The sequence below is a fragment of the Gottfriedia sp. ABJ_BB2_2 genome (assembly GCF_055484705.1).
In genome coordinates, this window is the sequence record NZ_JBVFKR010000001.1 from 109936 (window position 1) to 131838 (window position 21903).

General features: G+C 32.6%; 25 protein-coding genes. 22 read left to right on the top strand and 3 right to left on the bottom strand.

Translation table 11 applies throughout. The features are described from left to right. The first annotated feature begins 137 nt into the window (after window positions 1-137). The 4 genes from ACX6U0_RS00680 (at window position 138) to ACX6U0_RS00695 (ending at window position 2375) form a co-directional block, all read left to right on the top strand. On the top strand, window positions 138-467 hold the full coding sequence (locus ACX6U0_RS00680) for a hypothetical protein (RefSeq protein WP_464958085.1): 330 nt from the start codon (window positions 138-140) through the stop codon (window positions 465-467). A gap of 137 nt (window positions 468-604) precedes the next feature. After that, window positions 605-1360: an AAA family ATPase gene (locus tag ACX6U0_RS00685; RefSeq protein WP_464958086.1), complete on the top strand. Its 756-nt coding sequence runs from the start codon at window positions 605-607 to the stop codon at window positions 1358-1360. A gap of 409 nt (window positions 1361-1769) precedes the next feature. Next, a complete protein-coding gene (locus tag ACX6U0_RS00690) occupies window positions 1770-1991 on the top strand; it encodes a DUF6199 family natural product biosynthesis protein (RefSeq protein WP_464958087.1) in 222 nt (73 codons plus the stop codon). Window positions 1992-2183: 192 nt separating this feature from the next. Then, a complete protein-coding gene (locus tag ACX6U0_RS00695; RefSeq protein WP_464958088.1) occupies window positions 2184-2375 on the top strand; it encodes an amino acid transporter in 192 nt (63 codons plus the stop codon). Between the two features lie 411 nt (window positions 2376-2786). On the opposite strand, the gene ACX6U0_RS00700 is transcribed toward ACX6U0_RS00695, so the two are convergent. Continuing rightward, window positions 2787-3242, bottom strand: coding sequence for a DUF805 domain-containing protein (locus ACX6U0_RS00700; protein ID WP_464958089.1), 456 nt, complete (start codon window positions 3240-3242; stop codon window positions 2787-2789). Window positions 3243-3633: 391 nt separating this feature from the next. On the opposite strand from ACX6U0_RS00700, the gene ACX6U0_RS00705 reads away from it, so the two are divergent. From ACX6U0_RS00705 to ACX6U0_RS00775, 15 genes are all read left to right on the top strand, one after another. Then, a complete protein-coding gene (locus ACX6U0_RS00705) occupies window positions 3634-4350 on the top strand; it encodes a cadmium resistance transporter (RefSeq protein WP_464958090.1) in 717 nt (238 codons plus the stop codon). A 149-nt stretch (window positions 4351-4499) separates the two neighbouring features. Further along, window positions 4500-4934 (top strand): SMI1/KNR4 family protein, encoded by a 435-nt coding sequence (locus ACX6U0_RS00710; RefSeq protein WP_464958091.1) that lies wholly within the window; start codon window positions 4500-4502, stop codon window positions 4932-4934. A gap of 94 nt (window positions 4935-5028) precedes the next feature. Continuing rightward, entirely contained in the window at window positions 5029-5388 is a 360-nt protein-coding gene (locus tag ACX6U0_RS00715) for an ArsR/SmtB family transcription factor (RefSeq protein ID WP_464958092.1), read from the top strand. Next, on the top strand, window positions 5372-5821 hold the full coding sequence (locus ACX6U0_RS00720) for an SRPBCC family protein (protein WP_464958093.1): 450 nt from the start codon (window positions 5372-5374) through the stop codon (window positions 5819-5821). The genes ACX6U0_RS00715 and ACX6U0_RS00720 overlap by 17 nt, the downstream gene beginning before the upstream one ends. A 51-nt stretch (window positions 5822-5872) precedes the next feature. Further along, complete coding sequence (locus tag ACX6U0_RS00725) at window positions 5873-6301, top strand: SRPBCC family protein (protein WP_464958094.1); 429 nt, start codon at window positions 5873-5875, stop codon at window positions 6299-6301. 6 nt (window positions 6302-6307) lie between these two features. Further along, a complete protein-coding gene (locus tag ACX6U0_RS00730) occupies window positions 6308-6763 on the top strand; it encodes an SRPBCC family protein (RefSeq protein ID WP_464958095.1) in 456 nt (151 codons plus the stop codon). Window positions 6764-6969: 206 nt separating this feature from the next. Continuing rightward, window positions 6970-7416 carry a GyrI-like domain-containing protein gene (locus ACX6U0_RS00735; protein WP_464958096.1) on the top strand — a complete coding sequence of 149 codons (447 nt, stop codon included), beginning with the start codon at window positions 6970-6972 and terminating at the stop codon, window positions 7414-7416. Window positions 7417-7536: 120 nt separating this feature from the next. After that, a complete protein-coding gene (locus ACX6U0_RS00740) occupies window positions 7537-7953 on the top strand; it encodes a VOC family protein (protein WP_464958097.1) in 417 nt (138 codons plus the stop codon). A 578-nt stretch (window positions 7954-8531) separates the two neighbouring features. Then, a complete protein-coding gene (locus ACX6U0_RS00745) occupies window positions 8532-9563 on the top strand; it encodes a C45 family autoproteolytic acyltransferase/hydolase (RefSeq protein WP_464958098.1) in 1032 nt (343 codons plus the stop codon). Window positions 9564-10242: 679 nt separating this feature from the next. Beyond that, window positions 10243-13701 (top strand): S8 family serine peptidase, encoded by a 3459-nt coding sequence (locus ACX6U0_RS00750; protein ID WP_464958099.1) that lies wholly within the window; start codon window positions 10243-10245, stop codon window positions 13699-13701. A gap of 193 nt (window positions 13702-13894) precedes the next feature. Next, complete coding sequence (locus ACX6U0_RS00755; RefSeq protein ID WP_464958100.1) at window positions 13895-14449, top strand: NUDIX hydrolase; 555 nt, start codon at window positions 13895-13897, stop codon at window positions 14447-14449. 281 nt (window positions 14450-14730) lie between these two features. Further along, complete coding sequence (locus ACX6U0_RS00760; RefSeq protein WP_464958101.1) at window positions 14731-15399, top strand: Type 1 glutamine amidotransferase-like domain-containing protein; 669 nt, start codon at window positions 14731-14733, stop codon at window positions 15397-15399. A 238-nt stretch (window positions 15400-15637) separates the two neighbouring features. Continuing rightward, window positions 15638-16081, top strand: a complete 444-nt coding sequence (locus ACX6U0_RS00765; RefSeq protein ID WP_464958102.1) for an NUDIX hydrolase — start codon at window positions 15638-15640, stop codon at window positions 16079-16081. Between the two features lie 135 nt (window positions 16082-16216). After that, window positions 16217-16885, top strand: coding sequence for a DNA alkylation repair protein (locus ACX6U0_RS00770; protein ID WP_464958103.1), 669 nt, complete (start codon window positions 16217-16219; stop codon window positions 16883-16885). A gap of 800 nt (window positions 16886-17685) precedes the next feature. Beyond that, entirely contained in the window at window positions 17686-18777 is a 1092-nt protein-coding gene (locus ACX6U0_RS00775; protein ID WP_464958104.1) for a GerAB/ArcD/ProY family transporter, read from the top strand. A 371-nt stretch (window positions 18778-19148) separates the two neighbouring features. On the opposite strand, the gene ACX6U0_RS00780 is transcribed toward ACX6U0_RS00775, so the two are convergent. Next, on the bottom strand, window positions 19149-19283 hold the full coding sequence (locus tag ACX6U0_RS00780; RefSeq protein ID WP_464958105.1) for a hypothetical protein: 135 nt from the start codon (window positions 19281-19283) through the stop codon (window positions 19149-19151). Between the two features lie 145 nt (window positions 19284-19428). Here ACX6U0_RS00780 and ACX6U0_RS00785 point away from each other — a divergent pair, with 145 nt between their 5' ends. The 3 genes from ACX6U0_RS00785 to ACX6U0_RS00795 all read left to right on the top strand — a co-directional run bounded on the left by ACX6U0_RS00785 (window position 19429) and on the right by ACX6U0_RS00795 (window position 20957). Next, on the top strand, window positions 19429-19776 hold the full coding sequence (locus ACX6U0_RS00785; RefSeq protein ID WP_464958106.1) for a hypothetical protein: 348 nt from the start codon (window positions 19429-19431) through the stop codon (window positions 19774-19776). Between the two features lie 172 nt (window positions 19777-19948). Continuing rightward, window positions 19949-20377 carry a hypothetical protein gene (locus ACX6U0_RS00790; protein WP_464958107.1) on the top strand — a complete coding sequence of 143 codons (429 nt, stop codon included), beginning with the start codon at window positions 19949-19951 and terminating at the stop codon, window positions 20375-20377. A 217-nt stretch (window positions 20378-20594) separates the two neighbouring features. Continuing rightward, a complete protein-coding gene (locus tag ACX6U0_RS00795) occupies window positions 20595-20957 on the top strand; it encodes a cysteine-rich CWC family protein (protein ID WP_464958108.1) in 363 nt (120 codons plus the stop codon). Between the two features lie 385 nt (window positions 20958-21342). Here ACX6U0_RS00795 and ACX6U0_RS00800 read toward each other — a convergent pair whose 3' ends face one another. Continuing rightward, window positions 21343-21492 (bottom strand): hypothetical protein, encoded by a 150-nt coding sequence (locus ACX6U0_RS00800; RefSeq protein WP_464958109.1) that lies wholly within the window; start codon window positions 21490-21492, stop codon window positions 21343-21345. Between the last annotated feature and the right edge of the window lie 411 nt (window positions 21493-21903).

The following is a 21903-nucleotide window of genomic DNA, read 5'->3' on the forward strand; positions in this document are numbered from 1 at the left end:
TTATATGTCTCATTTTTCTATCGATAGTAATATAATGTGAGCGTTCTTACTATTTTAAGCATGCTAAAAATACTGATTTATCAAATGAGCATGTTGAAGATATAAAGCTTGATGAAAAAATGGATGACGAATTTATAGTGAAACATGGTGTGCCTGTAAAACATTTGCAAACTGACCAGCATACTTATTACCGTTTAAAAAATAATATAATTGCGATAGATAAGAAAAGTCATAAGATTACCCGGATTACATTCAGTAGTGAAGAAACGAAAACATCAAAAGGTATTCAACTAAATGATACTATTGACAAAGCGATTAAAGCATACGGAGATACGTATTACAAACGAGTGGAGCAGGGAACGGATATTATTGGTTTTGTAGATCATAAAAAAGGATGGACTTTGAAATTCTGGCATGACAATAAAAATATTCTAATTATACGACTAGATGTAAAATCTATGGAGTGACCTATTGCCGATTAGCGTATATACTAGTTTTGGATAATAAATTCTCTATTCAACTAACTGGCCCATTAGTTCCATTTAACAAGTAACCTGGAACCATTTGTTTTAAAAGGCTTGTATAAAATACGAGGTGTATAATTGTGAAGTTAAGTCTAGAATCTCAATATATTAGAACTGTAAATCTTAAAAGAGAACAAATATATTCATATGATCAATTCCCACTTAATCTCCCTGTCATTCGGAATTTTCAAGAAATAACGTTTCATCCGAGTGTTACTTATATTATTGGAGAAAATGGAATGGGTAAGTCAACTTTACTTGAGGGGATTGCTATAGCTTTAGGATTTAATCCAGAAGGTGGCACGTTAAACTTTAATTTTTCTAGTTATGACTCCCACTCAAATTTGGATGATTACCTCAAAATAGTAAAAGGATTAAATAGAGCAAGCGATTCTTTTTTCTTTAGGGCAGAAACTTTTTATAATATAGCAACCAATATAGAGGAATTAGATAAGGAGCCATCTTCTGGTCCTAAGATAATTGATTCTTATGGAGGAAAATCATTACATGAACAGTCTCATGGCGAATCTTTTTTCTCCGCATTTATGGAGCGTTTTCAAGGGAATGGTTTATATATTTTAGATGAGCCTGAAGCAGCATTGTCTCCTTTACGACAAATGTCGATGTTAGCTAGAATTAATGATCTTGTTAATCAAGGTTCTCAGTTTATTATTTCTACCCACTCACCTGTTATTATGGCTTACCCAAATTCTAAAATAATTCAGCTTACTGAAAACGGAATGAGTGAGACGAAATTAGAAGACACGAATCATTATTCAATTATGAAACAGTTTTTTGAGGATAAGGATCGTTTATTGCACCATCTTTTCGAGTAAAGTAGTAGTCTATTGCTAAATTCATAATATGATTATTCAACAAACTGGCACGTCAGTTGAATAGGATCATGAGTCGCTTATGCGGCTTTTTTTGTGCTAAATGGCAGTTCAGTGGAATAAGAAAGTGATTTAATTATAATGAAATAGTGAAAGGAATTATATAATTGTATTAATGAAAAAAAGGAATAGAGACATATTGGAAGTTCAGAAAGGAATACTTATGACTGTTTAATCAGTCATTTTCTATTTGGCTAACAGTTAGTAATGTGAATTGGAGAAAGGTTATATCAGTGTTAACATAGAATATTATTTATGGAGGTTATTTAATAAATACTTTTTATCATTTAATCTATTTAATGATATATCTTAATATATCTAGTTAGTAAAAATACATGGGTCGGTGGAATGCATGAATGTTTTTATATTATTTCCAATTTTATTTATTTTTTGGGGAGTTATAGGAGTACTTTTCCCAAGAATTTGGTGGTATGTGGGTGAAGGATGGAAATTCAAAAATGCTGAGCCTAGCTCTACAGCACTTATAATGGCTAGAATAGGTGGTATTTTAGCCCTTATTATAGGATATTTCCTATATAATTTTATTGCAACTTCATTTGTTTATTACATTTAGTTTACTGAAAAGCATTTAGATAGATAAAGTTTGATTTAGTTTAATCTATTGAACCAACGGGCGCGTTAGTTGATGATTAAAGCAGTAGTTGGATGCAATTATATTTTTGTATGGCAAGATAGTTCAATTTAAATTTTGACAATAATAAAATAAGAAAATATGTTGAAATATGGTAAAAAAGGGGGCTGTTTTATGAAAGAAGAAAACAAACCATTTAATGATGCAATAGAACACTTTAACAAGATAGAAGGAAATGCTGTAAATGTTGTTAGTAAGAATTCAGTAAAAAACTTGCCTAAACCATTAAAATATATTGGGTATTTTATTGCTGGATTTTTATCAATATCTATCTTTTTAATCATAATTTTAAACTTATTAAACTAACTGTAGCTGGACACTAAGGAATGAGATAAAAAATCTTGAATCAATTAAGGTGCTTAATCAATATTTTAACTTAGAGTTAATTGTAGATATTGAAGTTGGTCAAGTCTTATCAATCGATTTATAGAATCGATAAAATGATAAAATTTATGAATTCCTTATACAAAACTGATGGTTAGTTCTATAACAGAATTAGAAGTATAAAGAGTAATTAGAGAATTTATAAGTTGGATTTTTGGAGGGTACTATAAAAATTTAAAAGAATCCTGTTGAAAACCTCAGTAATGCTTATGTAACTAACGGATGCATTTATTAAATAGATAGAGCAGTTAAAAAATAAAAAAAAGAGCTAGTTACTTTAGGAACTAGCTCTTTCATATTTTATGTTTTTCTTCAACCTAACGACATTACTGATTAAATTATCATAGAGTCATTCTCTTTCGGATTTTTTCCATATTTATTTTCTTCATGTTCACTATCAGTACATGTCCATACCAACATTAATATCCCGTAAGCAATACAAAGCACAAAAAATATAGTCATTCCAACTCCGTATCCTGTTGAAAAATCAAAAGATGCTATAATCCCCATCATAACAAGTGATACTGGTATTAAAAGTACCGTAGGAAGCACAATCCACCAACCACTTTTCCCAATGTCATGTAATCTTCTTGTAGCGACAGCTAATGTAGGTAATAAAGTAGCAATTGCATAGATATTTGATCCTAAATCTGTGTTTAACGGTAACTCTATTAATGAAATACAAATGGAAATCAGCGTTGTAATCAGTGTGAACATCCAATATTCTTTTCGCCTTGCTCTCCCTTTAAAGTTCACATAATTCTTCAAAACTTTCAAATACCAATACATGATTTATCAACCTTTCTGTAAGTAAAATCTTTGATGATAACTTTTATGACCTCCAATAAAAAAACTCTCTCCAAGTGGAGTGAGTTTTATGTTCTTTACCCATGAAACCAAATCCATCTGTTCAGAAGCAAAAGAACTTACTACCTTTATAATTGTATACTTTTTTTTATAAAAGTCCATGGTCTAACGTTTATTGATAATATAGTTTCATGCATTATTTCAAATAGCAGGAAATAGCGTTTCTTTACACAATAATTGGGTAAGAGAGAGATATTTTTTATTCATTTTTAGTAACTAATTGGCGTGTTAGTTGAAGAACTTATAGGCTGCTACGGTAGTCTTTTTATTTTGTAAACTGGCATTTTAGATTAATAATGAGTAGTAATTTTAAATGAAAATTAGTAAAATTAATTTTTTAAGAAAGGAGGGTGTATTAATAATCGTTACGTTAATTATTTCAAGTATTATCTTCTTTGCAGCAACCAATATCGATGATATTTTCCTATTAATGAGCTGGTTCTCACAAGCAAAAACAAGTGAACAAAAGCGTTATATTGTATTTGGACAATATGTAGGATTTATATTAATTCTTTTTTTCAGCTTAATCGGGTCATTTGGAGCCCTAATTATATCAGAGGCTTGGATAGGAATTCTTGGATTATTCCCTATTTATCTTGGAGTAAAGCAATTAGTTGAACTTTATCAGGAGCTAAAACAAAGACTTCGTTCAGTTGATGGTGACATAAGGACAGACAATGAATCAGATGATGAAGATGAAGTAGATTCTACCAGTCGTTTTGGTTGGTTAAAGAAAGTAATAAACCCTGATATCTTAAAATTAGCTACAATCACTTTTGCGAATGGAGGGGACAATATTGGTGTATATGTTCCTTATTTTTCAAGCAAAAGTATCGGTGAAATTATACTAATTGTAGTTATTTTCCTTTGCTTAGTTGCATTATGGTGCTATTTTGGTTCTTTATTAGTTCGTCATCCTTTAATTGCAAAAGGGATTGAACGTTATGGGCATATTGTTGTTCCATTTGTTTTAATTGCTCTTGGAATATTCATTATTGTTGAAAATGGATCAATCCATTTAATAGTGTAATTCAACTAACTTGCGCGTTAATTGAACAAAAAAGGTTACCGTTGGTAGCCTTTTTATGTTGAGTCCTAGTAGTTTAGTAATAGCAGGAGTAATGCTAGGATGTGGTGAATATAACTATGAATAAGTAAGTTAAAGGTGGGTTTTACTTTATGTGGAAGAATTATATATCTGATACATCTAATGATTATCAATTTAAAACACCTGCAACAAATGCAGAATTAGTATCAATAAAAAAAGAATTAAATGTTGAATTACCCAAAAAGTTAAAAGAATTATATAGTGAAACAAATGGCGTATTTGGAGAATATGGGATTTATTTGATTTGGTCAATAGAACAGATGGTAAAAGAAAATTTGTTTTTTAGGACTATCCATGATTTTAGAGACAATATGATTCCTTTAGATAATTTTTTGTTTTTTTCTGATGCAGGCAATGGAGATTTATTTGGTTACAAGGTAAAAGATGGTAGCGTTCAAAATGATGAAATATATGTATGGAATCATGAAGATGATACACGTACCGTGATCGCATCTTCGCTAGAAGATTTTATCAGTAGAATGATTAACGGAGGTATTTCTGTATAAGGAAATACCTTTTTTTGTTCATATAATAAACTAAAAAGAATTTCTTAATTAATTGAACTTGCTTTTTATTTTTTTTTAATTTATAGTTAACCACATGGTTAACTATAATAACAATAATCTTGATCAAGTATTTTCAGTATTATCTGATCCGACACGTAGAGCAATTATTCAAGAGTTATCGAAAGGGGAGAAAACTGTAAAAAGGCTAGCAGAACCTTTTGATATGTCTTTACCTGCTTTTACAAAGCACTTGAAGGTTTTAGAAAACGCTGAATTAGTATCTTTTAAGAAAGTCGGAAGGTTTAAGTATTATTATCTACATTCAAATGCATTATCAGAAGTAACAATTTGGCTTAATGATTTAAAGGCATTATGGGAGCATCAGTTAACAAGTTTAGAGAAATTTTTATTATTTGAAGATGATGGAGGTAACAAAAGTGATCACAATAAATAATTCACAAAATTTCACGCTAAAACTAAAACATGTTTATCCAGTAAAACGTGAAAAAGTTTTTGCTGCATGGACTAAACCAGAACTATTAGAAAAATGGTGGGGACCACAGGGTTATACAACAAAGATAATTGAGATGAATGTAGAAGTAGACGGAAATTATAAATTTAATATGCGTTCTGCAAATGGCGTTGAGCATATAGTTTATGGACATTATGTAGAAATCATACCTAATAAAAAACTAGTATTTACTTGGCAATGGGAGCAACAAACGGAGTTTCCACTTACAAATGTAACAGTAGAATTTATTGAGAACGATGGCAATACAGAAGTAATTGTCACTCATACAGATTTACCAAATGAAGAAGAGGCTGAAAATCATTCAAATGGTTGGACAAGTTTCTTAAAAGAAAAATTGACAAGTTTTTTCAAATAAAATTTAAATTAATCAACTATAAAAAACAATAAAAGAAACGGGGAAATAATCATGATAAATATGCCACACCAAATTACAATTAATGCAAAGCCTGAAAAAGTTTTTGAAGCCATTACAACGACTGAAGGAATCAAGGGTTGGTGGTCAACTGATGTAAAGGCAGAACCACAATTAGGGAGTATGACAGAAGTTGCTTTTTATAATCGTCAGGCTATCTTTCAATTAAAAGTAATTCAGTTCGAACCGGGGAAAATCGTTGAATGGTTAGCTCACCATGATATGCCTGCGTGGAAAGGAACAACAATTCGATTCGATTTAAGTGTTAATGAAAACGGGGCAACTGTGTTAAATTTCAATCATTCTGGATTTGAATCAATGGAAGGTCCTTATGCAATGATTAATACAACATGGGGTTCACTAATGTATATTTTAAAACAATATGTAGAAGGTAAAAATCCAGAAGTATGGCACAAGGCTTAGTTATCAATGGTAGACGTTCTAACTGAAATTATAATTGATTGTCCTAAAGAGCTGGTTGCTGAATATGCCGCGAATCCAGACAATGCCCCTGAATGGTATGTAAATATTGATTCCGCAATTTGGCAAACCGAAAAACCATTAAAAATCGGTTCTCAAATTGCATTTAAAGCAAAGTTTTTAGGGAAAGAACTAAAATATGTCTATGAAATTATTGAATTTATACCTAAACAAAAATTAGTCATGAAAACAGCTAATGGACCTTTCCCAATGCAAACAACTTATACATGGGAATCTATTCACAGTAATTCTACACTTATGACACTTTCGAACAAAGGAAATCCAACTGGTTTCTCAAAATTTATTACTCCGTTCATGTCCTTGATGATGAAAAAGGCTAATATGAAAGATCTTAAATCAATAAAAAATATATTAGAAGACAAACAGAAAAATAAAATAAATTAGTCTAAATAATATAGGATTTCACATGTACTAAAAATGTGAGATCCTTTTATTATATTTTCATCATTAATATTTAAACAAATTACAAAATCAAAAAGTTTTATCTAACTGAACAAACGAGAACGGTATTTGATTATAGGAATAAAGTATTTTTTGTTGAATAATAACATTAGAATATTAGCGAATTTTCATGTGAAAGGAAGGTTAATATGTCGTTTATGATGGTTAAAAAATCATTTAAGATTGTTGGATTAAAAGGTAGTGGCGAGTTTGAAAATTTTGCTAATGAAGTCCCCTTGCTTGCAAAGCAACTATTAAGTCGCTCAAGCGAAATCTTAATACCAACAGAAACCGAAATTGCTTTATTTGAGCCTAAAAAGGATACGGAGCATAGTATAAGTCATTATTATGTTGGGTTAAGTGTAAGTAAGAAATTACATGAAGTACCAACAGGAATGGATTATATTGAAACAAATAATAGTTACATAACTACAAGAGGGAATATATCTAATTTGCGAGAACTTCATTTTAATCTATTGAATTGGGCAGAAGAACAAGGTTATCAAAGGGATCTCGATTCTTATATTATCGAGACATATCACCCAATGGGAGAAGGATATGAAGAAGTACAGATTTATTTACCAATTCAAGCTTAAATGTACAAATTAAAAATTTTCTTCAACAAAAGGTATAATGGGGATTTTTTATTAAGTTTCTAAGAGGTCAAGATTCATTGGAGGAGAGTTTAATACTATCTGAGAATAGGAGATGAAATGATGAATGATAAATTAATAAGGGTTGGCACTACATATATACCAGTGTCTAATGTAGAAGTTTCCTCTGAATGGTATGTAAGTAAATTAGGGGCAGAGTTAAGCTATATAGACAAAAACAAAGTAATTCTTAACTTTGCAAACCAAAGTATCTTTCTTGTTAAGTCTAAAGAAAATCAAAGTTCTAATTTCTATGATATTTACGGTAAAGAACATTTTTCTTTAACTTTTGAAGTTAATGGAGTAAGTGCTTTAGAATCTATTCATAAAGATTTTATTGCAAAAGAAATTAAAGTTGGAGAAATTGAAAACAGAGGTCACACTGGAAGAAACTTTGTTTTTTATGATTTAGATGGTAATAAATTTGATGTATGGAGTGAATTAAGCCCGTTATTTAAAGAAAAATATTGTATCTCATAATTTTAAAAAACTTTTACTTGTACAACCAACGCATGATCAACAACCATGGGCTGCTTCGTAATTTAGCTAACTGGCAAATAAGTTTAATTAGAATTTACTTATAGTTTTAAAATTCAAGCAGACATTAAAAATTCAAAGGCAACTCTACAATTTCGAGATTGTAGGTTTTAGGTGGGATTGTATTACAAGTAAATATCCTTTACCAGATAACTTCATATTGTGGGATGGTCAGGATTTGAAATAAACCTGTTGTAAGAATTAGTACTATTGAAAGAATGTATTTTAGAATATTATGAGGAAAATGAAGAACTACCAGACTTTTTATCTGAATTAATTTTTTTTATTAATTAATTTTACATTTATCTCTTCAACTAACGACGCATTAGTTATATAAGGAATAGAGGATGATCATATTTCGATCGTCCTCTATTTTGTAATACAGAGCAGAATCTGTCTAATGAAAGCAGAGAAAGACAGGATAGTAAACTAATTAGTTAATATAATCAATATGTAGTGGAAATGATACAGGGAATCTCTAGTGTGGAAAAGAGTTAGTAATTCTGGGGAGGAAATATAATATGCATTTAAAAGAAGAATTGAATGTTAGAATAGTAAATTTAGTTGGGGACTATTATCAAATAGGCATGAAACAAGGTAAGGAGTTAAATTCTTTACCAAATTTAGAACAATTGGACCAATTAAGAGAGTTGACAAAAAATTGTAATGTACAAAGGGCGAAAAAGTTAATAAAGGATGTTTCGCCGAATTTATTTGAGGAATTAAAAGGTGTATCAACGGGATCAGGCATTGAATTAGAGGATACTATTAAACTTTTTGGTGGATATGATGTAGTATTTCCTGAGATGGGTTGTACTACTTTGGCAAAAGACGGTTATTATGTTCGAAATTATGATTTTAGTCCTGATATGTATGATGCACGACTTGTATTTATAAATCCTAAAGATGGATACGCTAGTGTCGGTTTTAGTCAGCAAGTCGTTGGTAGGCTCGATGGAATGAATGAAAAAGGCCTTGTTGTAGGGTTACATTTTGTCAATAACGAGCATAGTCAAGAGGGGTTTATTGCAACGACAATTGTTAGAATGATTTTAGAACAAAGTGCAAATATTGAAGAGGCTATAACTTTTATTAAAAATATTCCTCATGGTTATTGTTACAATTACTCCATCACAGATTCAAGTGGTAAAACTGCCATTGTAGAAGCAACTCCACATCAGCAAGTAATAAATTTCTCCTATCCTCTTATATGCACAAATCATTTTGAGTCAGAATCTTTAAAATGTAAAAACAGGGTACAGATACAAAGTTCTGTAAAACGAAAAGAGACTTTAGAATCTCTTTTAACTGGGAGTCTGTCCATGATGTCAGTTTATCATCATTTTAATAATGAAAGTTCCCCATTATTTTTTAAACACTATAAGGAATACTTTGGAACGTTACACACTGTTGTTTATTCACCAATAGATCTAAGAGTTATTATTGGTGTTGGAGGTAATAGTAAACCGGTTGAGTTTTCTCTTAGGATATATATTGAAGAGGATTATTTTCTCCCAAAATTTATCAAAGGGACAATAGATCAATCTATATAAGAAGAAGTAATTTCCTTTAATAATGATAGTCCTCCATTAATTAATTCTTTATTAGGAGGTATCAAACTATCTTCTATTATTAGTTTCATTCGAATGTAAAATCATTATTTTTAAATATTAAATAAGATATTTGAAAAGAATATAGGGGGAATTTATCAAAAATTAACCCAACGTATTTTAGTTATTTAAGTATTAAATTCGTTATTTAACTAACGAGAATGTTAGATTATGGGCGTGAGTTGCAATAAAAGCTCTACTCTTTGAGTAGGGCTTATTATCCCTTCCATAATAATCCAATAACTTATCCTTTTCTCACTTTTTTAGGAAAACTATCCACTCCAAAGGTTCTATTATTTTGCTACTTAAATTAGTCTTTAAAAAAAATTATTCGTAATAAAACCAAACCGAAATTTATAATCCTTAGAGTTTATGCTATTTTCATAATACTTGATTTAAAATTTTATAAGAGAAACTCATTAATAAGATGTAATCCAAAAGTCATTGTTTTTTCTCCGTCAATCAGCGGACAAAATTATCATTTATTTATTAAATTACTATCATTAAAAATCCAGTATTGTTTAATGTTCCGAACATTTATAATATTAAGTCAGTTTTGATGTCACAAAAGGAGGTAGTAGTGTTTAGCGATAAAAATATTGCATTTGAAAGGAGATTTTGTTTGAGAAAAAATCTAAAAGTCAGTAAGTTAAGTCAGTTAATTTTAAGCATCCTATTATCTATTATTCTATTTTTTAGTCTTTTCCTACCGAACTACGCACTTGCACTTGGTAGTAACAAAACAAATAACTTGAATCCTAACCCAGTGGAAGGAAAAGTGGATCCGAAAGTAATACAGGCCTTTGAAAAAAACAAGTACACGAATGTGATTGTAGAGTTAAATAAACAAGCGGATGTTGAACAGATCGCTAATCAAGCTCGGGAAGAGGCTCAGAAGTTGAAGTCTACCCACTACCAAGAAAAGCTTCGAGTCCGTTCATCTGTCGTGTCAGGACTACAAACGAATGCTCAGCAAACACAGCATCATATCAAGAATTTAATTGACCAAAAGAAAGCTGAAGGTAAACTGAAGGATGATCAATTTTACTACATTGTGAATGCTGTTTCATTTTCATCCACGAAAGAGGTTTTGGAGGAAATAGCGACTTATCCGGAAGTCAAGCATATTTATCTAAACGAACGAAATGCTGCGCCAAAACCGGAGACATCTCATGTCCAAAAATTGACTAATGAGCTACCTTGGAACCTGGATAAAATTCAGGCTAAGAAAGCATGGGAAAATGGTCTGGATGGAACAGGAGTCGTTGTAGCAACAATTGATACTGGAGTGGACGTAAATCATCCTTCACTTAAAAATCAATACCGAGGACTCAATCCAGACGGCTCATTTTCACACACTTTCAACTGGCTTGACTTAGTTGGAAATAGTCCAACTCCAATTGATTCAATTGGACATGGTACGCATGTAACAGGAACAATGGTTGGCTATGACCAAGAAACAGGTACCCGTACTGGAGTAGCTCCAGGAGCACGCTGGATTGCTGTTAACGCATTTTCAGAATATGGTGCATTGGATACAGACCTACTAAAAGCAGGAGAATGGCTACTAGCTCCACAAGATGAAAACGGTACTCCTCATCCAGAGATGGCACCGGACATCATTAATAACTCATGGGGTAGCAGTTCTTCGTTAAATGACTGGTTTAGAACAGTTGTTAAGGCATGGGTAGCTGCCGACATTACACCGGTTTTTGCAGCAGGAAACCATTCTCAATGGACGCCAGTTGGGCCAGGTTCTATAACGAATCCAGCTAATTACCCAGAAGTCATTGCAGTTGGATCAACGAATTCAGCCAACCGAATCTCAGATTTTTCTTTAAGGGGCCCATCACCTTATGGTGACACTGAGATAAAGCCAGATTTGGTTGCACCAGGGGAAGATATTATTTCAGCCATCCCAGATAATAAATATGCTTTTTCAAATGGAACTTCCATGGCAGCACCTCATGTATCAGGGGCCATAGCCATCTTGAAGCAAATGCAGCCAAACATGTCGATCGACAAGCTTAAAGAAACTTTGTATGCCGAATTGAATCCAATATCCGATTCAAAGTATCCAACTTCCCCGAATGACGCCTATGGGAGAGGATTACTTGACCTGACAGGTATGATTAAGAGCAGTACTAATGGTGTCGGTAGTATAGAAGGAAAAGTAGGTATTAAAACTGTCGATAAAAAGAAACCAGTAGCAAGCCATGAGCCTCTTCCATATGCTTATGCTAATGCACCTTTAAAACTCTCTGTACAAGCTTCTGATGATTTTGCAGTTTCCACTGTGGAACTTAATTATCAAATCGATAGTGCACTAGCACAGTCGTTAAATGCTAAACTTTTTAAAGGCGATTTTAAAAGTGGTTACTATTCAATTGAACTTCCTTTAGATGAAGTAAAAGGGAAAAATATAACATATTACTGGAAAATTACGGACTATGCGGGAAACAGTATTAAAACCACCCCTGTTCATCTACCCTTAAAAGAAGCGGTGTCAGTCGGGTACTCAACTGACTTTGAAAAAACACCAGTAGGTTGGTACAGTACCGGCAGAAACAGTTCGTGGAATTGGGGGAAAGTTATGACATCAGTCCTGAAGGCGCCTTCAGGGAGCAATGTATTCGCGACTACGAACGATGACTGGAGAAAAAATCTCGATAATGATCTCGATTATTGGAGCTACAGCAACAATGAGGAATCCATGCTAACTATGCCTCCAATCCAAGTCAAGGAAGGAAAAGCCTTATTCCTTAACTTTAAACAGACCTATGGTTTTCCAACCTTTTATATTGGGACAGATGATTGGGGTCAAGTACTCGTTTCTGAAGACATGAAGAACTGGCAAGTGGCTAAAACAAACGAAGGGCATTTATTCACGCAATGGGAAAACATTTCTGTCGATTTGTCTTCCTACTCAGGGAAAACCGTTTATGTAGCTTACCGTCTCCATTCCGATAGTTACAAAACAAATTTAGGTTGGTACTTAGATGATGTTGCTATAGAAGATAAGCCTTCAGGTGATGTATATCAACCATCTCAATCAACGATTGCATTTAAACCAATTGGAGAAATTTCTAGTCTACAAAGCACTCATGAAAAACAAGTGCTCGTCCCACTCAGCGCGAAATTACAGATAGTTGAAAATGGAAGGCTTTTAACGACTGATCCAACTGATGGAAGCTTCCGCACGAAACTTCCAGCGGATGAATACCACCTACTAGCCGAGGCATATGGGTTTGAGCAAAAGATTCAAACGGTAAGAGTAACAAAAGATGCATCAACCAAAGTAGATATACAGTTATCCCCATTAGATAAAGGAATCGTCAAAGGAACAGTCAAGGATAGCAATACCAAAAAAACGATTAAAGGAGCAACGGTGAAACTGATTGAAGACGCCGCTATAGCTCCAGAAAGAACAGATTCAAACGGTAAATATTCTTTAACACCTTTTGAAGGAACATATACACTTGAAGTGAGTGCCCCATATTTTCATACTTACCGTAAACAGGTTGAAATTAAAGGTGATTCCATCACTTTAATTGATGTAAAATTAAAGCCTTATATTGGTACAGAAGATGAAATCAGCTATGACGATGGCTCAGCTGAAAATATATTTGCGGTTTCTGGAAAAGATGAGATTGCAGTAAAAATGTCATTGAAGGATGGACAGGAACAAGCATTACTAACTGCTGGTCTGTTTTATGTGAACCCACACTGGTATACACCGGGCGGGGAAAATTTTCAAGTTGATGTATATGATGCGACTGGACCAAATGGAGGACCAGGTAAGAAACTAATAAATTCTATTGCAGCAAAGTCAGGCGTCAATGCTGGTTGGGTCAGAGTAGATCTTAGTCCATACTCCATTTACGTACCTAAGGAGTATTTCCTTGTATTCAGCACCCAAGCTCCGTCTCCATATGTGCCAACCCTTGGTTTAGATAACAGCCCATTTGCAGACCGCTTATGGAAAAATTATAAAGGGGTAGAGTGGTATAAAGTATTTGCAGGAGATATGGATACTGGCAATCCGATGATTCGCTCCGTCGTTTCATATGAAACGAAATAAAAATCTCTCACGCTCGATAACGTGGAGGAATTAATTCAAAAATTTATTCAACTAACAAGAGCGTTAGTTGAACCAATGATGGACTACTTCGGTAGTCCATCATTTATTGTGCTAACTGGGGAAGGTTGAACAAGGAGAATAAAAATAATTAGAGAAATAAATACAGTAAACTGAATATTAAGGAGCTATCAATATGCAGAAATGGAAAACACTAAGTTCGGAATATCTATTCGAAACTCCTTTTGGAAATTTAAGAAAAGATAGTTGTGAATTACCAGATGGAAATATTATAGAAGATTATTATATAAATGAATATTCTAATTGGGTAAATGCTATTGTAATAACAAAAGAGAATCAAATATTACTGGTTGAACAATACAGACATGCTGCTCAGGACTTCTTTTTAGAAATTCCAGCAGGTAAGCCAGAAGAAAAAGAAACCTATGCAGAGGCTATTTTACGAGAAGTAAAGGAAGAGACCGGCTATATTTCTGCATCGGAACCAATCTTATTAGGAGAATTCTTTATTAATCCCGCAACACAAAATAATAAAATAATTTCATATCTAATTTTAGATGCTTATCAAGCTTATGAGCAAGAATTGGATCCAGTTGAATTTATCGATTTCAAACTAGTAGATGTTGAAAATATATCCTCTAAAATAAAAAACGGAGAAATAAATCAACTTTTTACAGTAAGTGCATTCTACTTAGCTAAACCATATTTAAGTAAAATATTAAACTTATAATTCAACTAACTGTCGAGTTAGTTGAAGATGATGAGTCACAGCTGTGGCTTTTTTTATTGAAATTTTTAGCAGAATAGTTGAACAAGGATTTTATATAAGTTTTGTAGAATTGTAAAGCATAGGACTGATTGACATTCACCAGATATTCCAATAGACAAATAAACTGAACATCGGCTAAAAATGATTCAATTGAAGTGTTCTAAACATTCATAAAGCTAATGTTGCTATCATAGAAGTATGAACTAACTTGGCAGTGCAAAGCAAGGATAAGGAGTGAAGTTATGAAATTTCTGCTTACATCTGGAGGCATCAATAACAAAAGCATACACGACGCGTTGGTTGATATGCTAGGCAAGCCAATTGCTGACTCCAACGCCCTGTGCATCCCGACTGCGATGTATGGACACCCTTGGGTTGGTCCTGGCGTAAAAGCCTGGGAGTTCATCAGTGGGAAAGAAGAGAATCCCATGGTCAGCCTCGGTTGGAAGTCGGTCGGCGTGTTGGAGCTCACAGCGTTGCCAAGCATCGACGAAAACCGTTGGAAACCACTGGTTAAGGAGACAGATGTACTGCTGGTGTCAGGCGGCGACGCCCTCTACCTGTACCACTGGATGCGTCAATCCGGGCTGGCAGACCTTTTACCGTCACTGAACTCAGTCTATGTGGGAATGAGTGCTGGGAGCATGGTGATGGCACCTAACATAGGGGAATACTTCGTTGGCTGGACTCCACCAGACGGTGGTGATGAAACACTGAGACTTGTTGATTTTTCAATCTTTCCGCACCTGAATCACGAGATGCTTCCGGGAAATACCATTGCTGCCGCAGAGAGATGGGCAGCCGGTATGCAGGGACCGGGGTATGCGATTGACGATCAAACCGCCATCAAAGTAATCGACGGAGAAGTTGAAGTTGTCTCCGAAGGGCATTGGAAACTGTTTTCGCATTGATACTACTCCTAAGGAAACTGTTGCCAAATTAATATTGAAATATTGTGGGGCTTTATTAAGAAAATCAATTCCTAATGCAACTAACACATGAGTTAGTTCAATAAAAAGAGCCTCTATAGAGGCTCTTTTTTATTAATTAAATGTCAATGGTTTTATGAACTAGAAGGAAATAACTTTATGCAAATTAACTTATAAAGATAGAATAAAGTAATAGTTATTGTTAATAGGAGAGAATTGAATGAATTATATTAAAGATCTAAGAAAAATTATAGGTACCAAACCGATAATTGCTCCTGGTTCTGCAATAGTTGTCATGAATAATGAAAATGAATTATTGTTACAATTACGTTCAGATACCAATGATTGGGGAGTCCCTGGTGGTGGCATGGAAATAGGTGATTCTTTTGAAGAAACTGCCATAAAGGAGCTTTTTGAAGAAACGGGACTCTATGCAGGAAATCTGGAATTATTAGGAGTTGTTTCAGGAAAAGATTTATATTTCAAATTTCCAAATGGAGATGAGATATATAACGCTACAGTAATCTACAAAGCATTAGATATAAAAGGAGATTTGAAAAAAGACCATGAAAGTCTTGAGTTAGCATACTTTCCACTGAATTCTTTACCAATTTTAAACCATACAACTTACAAAATATTGCAAAAGATGGGTTTACTTACATAAAATAGTGGATTTTTTTTACATAACCTTATTGAACAAACTGGTGCGTTTCATTATGACTTATATCGAAATTAAGTTCTTGATATATCCCGCAAGGACATATTATGAAACAATGCTTTAATAAAGGAGTTGTATAAAATGTATGAAAAAAAAGTTACAGAAATAAAACGCTCTTCAAAAGCAGAAAACATTCTATCTCAGATCAATAGTAAAACTAAGCTAGGCGACTTACGAAAAATCGCGAAGGACATTAAAAAAGATCATGAACTAGCTAAGGAACTTTGGTCAACCAAAGAGTTTTTGCCCAGACTATTAGCAATCTTAATTATGGACAAAAACCTTCTTTCACAGGATGTTCTAAATAAGCTTGATAAGGATATGCAGACTCACACTTTTGATGAGCGAAATAACTTAATGGATTGGTTAATGGCTAATCAGCTCACTAAAGACAAGAAGAAAATTGCATTGATGCAGTCATGGGAAAATAGTCCTTCTGCTCTTCAAAGGAGAGCTTTCTGGTATTATCAAGGACGATTGAGATGGACTGGACAAACACCGCCTGAAAACACCGCAGACTTGTTATCTGCAATAGAAGCTAATATTACGCAGGAAGAACCGGAAGTTCAATGGGCTATGAATTTCACCGCAGGGTGGATCGGCGTTTATGATGAAAAGAATCGTGCACGTTGTATTAAACTTGGTGAGAAAACGGGTCTTTACAAAGATGAAATAGTAGCAAAAGGATGTACTCCCAGCTACTTGCCAGAGTTCATTACGATTGAAGTTAACAAACGACATAATAATTAGTTACCTCTGAAAAATTTATTAGGGTTTTGCAAAAATTAAAGGTATTTAAATATGAAAATTGTAATAGGCTTGGACCGAATAATAAAGAAAACAACGCGATATGGCAGTTAGTGAATTACGCAAGGAAGTTTTAAAGGATTAACCCACTATCTCTTTTGGATCTGTAGAGAGCGTTAGTTGAACTTAAAAAGCTGCCTAATTGCAGCTTTTTTAATTGGAATAAATGGCAGGATAATAGAAGTAGATTTATTGATATAATTAAATGGATAAATTTAGTAAACCAAGGTAGTCTGTTATGCAACTACTGGCGCAATAATTGAACAAGATCTTGAGTTGCTTCTGCGACTCTTTTTTTATTGCTCTTCCTGGCAATTCAGTAAAAGGATGAGATAAATATAAAGTGAATTTTGAAAACGTTCTATAGAAGAGAATTAAATTAATACTATTAGAGCTGGTGATAAATAAGACAAGTAATAACACTAAGCTTAATTGTTATATATATTGAAAGAATGAAAGGGATTTCAAGGTGCATATTTCAACTTAAATGGTAAATAATAGAAAAATATTACATAAGAATTCATCCTGCTATAACGCTTTCGAACAAAAGTTACAATGATTATCTTTTAATGAAGTTACTATTGATGATAATACACTTTAAGAATTTTTGACTACACCTTAAATTCCGAAAGTTTTCCAACATTCAAAAGCTTAATAGACAATAATAGGGCATTTTTAATAGTAAGAAGTGAAAACTGTCCTAACGGAGAATAAAAACAAAAAAGAAGAAAGAAGGTGATCGTATGAAGGAACGGCTTCAACCATTTCAACTTTCTATACTTATCTTTATGATTCAAAATGGTCTCGTCTTGTATTCTGCACCTCGAATAACTGCACAATATTTCGGGACAAATGGCTGGTTAAGTATGATTTTAATTTTCCTACTGGTTAATATTAATATTGTGATGATTGCGATAATTTATAAGTTGGGTAAAGGAAGGTCAATTTTTGAAATCATTGAGGAGACTGTTCCTAAATGGGTAATGGTGCCTTTCTATTTGGTTATTATTGGTATTTGGGTTGGAATGGCAAGCATGATTATGAAGAAATATATCATCATTTTCAAAATGATGTTTTTTGGTGAACTTCCCGTATCGGTTTTTATCTTATGCTTTATGATTCTTAGTTTTCAATTATTAAGAGGTGGAATTTACAACATGACTAAAGCAATTTTTGTTTTATTTTGTTTCGTGATTCCAATGCTTTTTTTAATTTTTTATATTTTTCCAGAATTTGATTTTGCACGTTTAACACCTTTCTTTTTTAAAGGAGAAACAGATTTTTTCAAAGGAGCATTTCAAGTTTATACTAGTTTTTTGGGTTTAGAAGTGGCTATACTTTTTTTTCCAACGGTAGAAGGGGAATGGACAAAGGCTCTCTTTCTTGGGAATTTGTTCACTTTGTTAAATGGTCTCATCATCACCTTATGTTGCTACGGTTTTTTTAGCTTCAATCAAATATTAAATGATTTGTTACCAGTAATGACATTATTTGAATATACAGAGGTTCAATTCCTTTCAAGGGCAGAAAATTTATGCTTTTCCGTTTTCGCATTCAAGGTATTATCAACTATGGTAATATACTATTGGGGTGCTCATCAAATATTTAAAAATATGATGAAAAGTGTTAAGCCAAATTTTTGGATACTCATTATATTAGCAAGTAGTTTCATTCTTGCACTTATTCCGGATTCCTTAGTGAAAGTTGATGAATGGTTAGATTGGCTCAGTTATTGTGCAATAGGTATAGCCTGGGCATTACCTATTTTTGTGTTTTCCATCTTGGTTATTCAATTTATTCAAAAGCTAGGTAGTGCGGAGATAGGTCGTGCTTAAGTTTATTGTTAATATGGAGTTTGTTTTTATCTTGTTGTGGCGCAAGTAATATTTATGATAATTGTACTAGGTGTTATAAAGGATGCTTTAGTTGAACAAAAGTAGAGGATGATCATTAGTCGATCATCCTCTATTTCAGTTTGTATTGGATTTTTAACACTATTTAAATGTAAAAAGGGTTTAGTAAAATGTATAGCTTATAACAATTGGCTCAATAGTCACAGAATATTCATTAGTATTCTAAGATAAAAGATGAGTACTGTCTTATAGAACTAACTGGCGCGCTAGCTCAAAAATATATGAGAAGGTTCTACATTAATGAAGAATCTTCTCTATACCAATTAAACTATTTGATAAAAAACATTTTTTATCTATGGACTATTAGATGATTTTTTCTTTTTATCCTTTTCTCTTAATTCGCGCAATTCTTTAACTAGTTTATCAGAAAAAATACCCTTGTCTAAGTAACTCTCAAGTTCTTTGTCAGTGAACCATTTTTTCTCCATGTTATACCTCTCTTATTGTTAATATATTATAGTATTCCCAAAAACGTATAAGTATTTCTCTAATTGAAGATGAGATTTGGGAAGCTAGTTTTTAAATTCAACAAATCTTAGATTTTTTTTCTTAATCAACAAACTGGCGTGTTTGTTGATTAAAATGATCGACTGTTTAGTCGATTTTTTTATTTCTCCAAAAGGCAGAATAATTGAACAAGGTAAGCAACACATTATTGTCGAAATAAGAAAAAGGTTAAATTTTTTAATCAAACTAATAGGAGTGTTTGATATGAAGAGGATTTGTATACAATGCCAAACTGAAATGATAGAAGACTGTAAAGTAACTGTTGAAGGTGATTTGAGTGGTATTAAAATAACTCAAAAAAAGAAAGGGTTTTTTAATAATATATCAGCAAAAACAAAAGCGGCTGTTTGTTCGACTTGCGGTTATGTTGCTTTTTATATTGACGAGTACAAAGAATTTAAAATTGAATCCTAATGTAACTAACTGGCGCATAAGTTGTACAACATGATCGACTGCATAGTCGATTTTTTGGAGGCTTCAAGTTAGGATAATTAAGGCAACTAAATGTCTTAACGTTTATCGTAGATATAAATTCTATCAAACATTTATGAAAAAGTTCTTCAAATTTGTTACCAGGAGGTTAATCTTGAAGGAAATTAGTTTTATGTTTTTGAGATTTGCATTACTTTTCATGTTAATAGGGTGCAGCAAGTTGCAAGTTAAAAAAGATGCCGATTGGAACGAACAAACTACTATACCGCAAAATTGGGTTGGGCCAACTGATACTGGTGTATCATCAAGGGATATTGGATTGTGTGGGAAGTCTGAAAATGCAAAAAAAATGAATTTACCTGGTTTCATAGAAATAAATTTTACAGGTGAACATCTTTCCTATCATTCAAGTGAAAAGATCGTTCAGTTTTCACAAAATCAGATGGTGGATTCAGGTTATAAGCTAGAGAAACTTTCGCTATTGATAAAGAAAGATTCAGTAGATGAAGTTTATATAGGTGTGCGAAATAATGAAAATCAAATATCAAGGGTAGTTGTCTATAAAAAGGGAGCTTGTAGTTAAATAAAGACTTTAAGAAATGATCATATTCAACTAACAGACGAGTCAGTTGAAGAGAGTGAGCAGCTAATGGCTGCCTTTTTTTTATTTAAGAATGTGGCTGTTAAGTTAAATAAGGATTGATATAATTAAATGGATAAATTTAGTAAACCGATTAAATGATTGATTAGAATTAAAGGGATATTCCTTTTGCTAACTATATAATTGAGGAGGGGATTTAATGGCAATTAAACTCTGTCCGATGTGTGGTAATGAGAATAAGTGCTCCAGTGGAAAGACTTGTTGGTGTAATGATGAGTATTTCCCAAGGGAGATATTTAATCAGATATCACCAGATGAAGTAAGAAGATCTTGTATTTGTAAGTCGTGTTTAGATAAATACAAAAAAGATAACAGAATAGAAGACTTAAAACCTTCTAATATCGGACCAATGGTCTTTGGTCGAAAGAATGAATCTAAACAGGACGATGAAGTATGTTACTGCTATGAGAAGTTTAAAGATCAACTTAAACCTGGGACAGTAACTAAGTGTTTCAAAGAGAAATGTGCTACTTACCTAAGATGCACAGAAGAACGTAAATGACCTTTTAAATCAACTAGAGATAACATTTGGGATGAATTTATGTTAACTAAAGAGGAATTAGAGGCTTTAAAAAATGTAATTTCGACGATACGAATTTAAAAGCTATTGAAAAGACAGTTAGAGACTCTATTCTGGGAGCATTTAACGATGCTTTCACTTTATTAGACTGAATGATTTATAGTACTTAATGGGATTGGTTGGACAGAAAAAAATAGGTTAAATCTTATGGAACTATTTGGCGCTAAAGTCTAAGTTTATTAGTATTATAAGTTTCATTACAATCATTATTATAAGGACTTTCTTATCCAACTAACTGGCGCGTTAGTTGAACAATGATTAATTATTTGATTAAAAAAGCCTTCTGTTTTCCGAAGGCTTTCACTGACTATTGGACGCGAATAATTTCATAAATATCTTTATCAAAACGAACTCTGGTATGCTTGGATTCAAGGCGATCAATCTCATCTAAACTAGCATTTGTTCTCGATTTGCTAAACAACATGTTTTTGAATTCAGTTAAAATTAGAGTAAGCATCATTATTCCTCCTAGTATGAGTAATGATTTATCACCACCTTATTGTATAAACAGTTCTTTAAGTTAGGATTAATGTGATGTAAAAGATTAATTAATTATCAAATAATTATTTTATAAAATTATTAGTAAGATCAATAATTTTAAATTCGTTACTAAATAATAATTATTTCTTGAAAGTATCTGATCTAATAGTTTTAATTACTCTTGTTAAGTTAATTGCTAGAGAAGAAGTACTTTCGACATTCTATTTTCAAAAAATGGAAACGCTCTTAATTGGAAATTATGATCTAAGTTTACTTTTATATTCAAAAAAGGAATTAACGTATAAGGAATACGAAAAATTGGCACATAAAAATAAGTTGTACATAAGAAAGTGAATTTTCTCTTATACAACTAACAATCGAGTTTGTT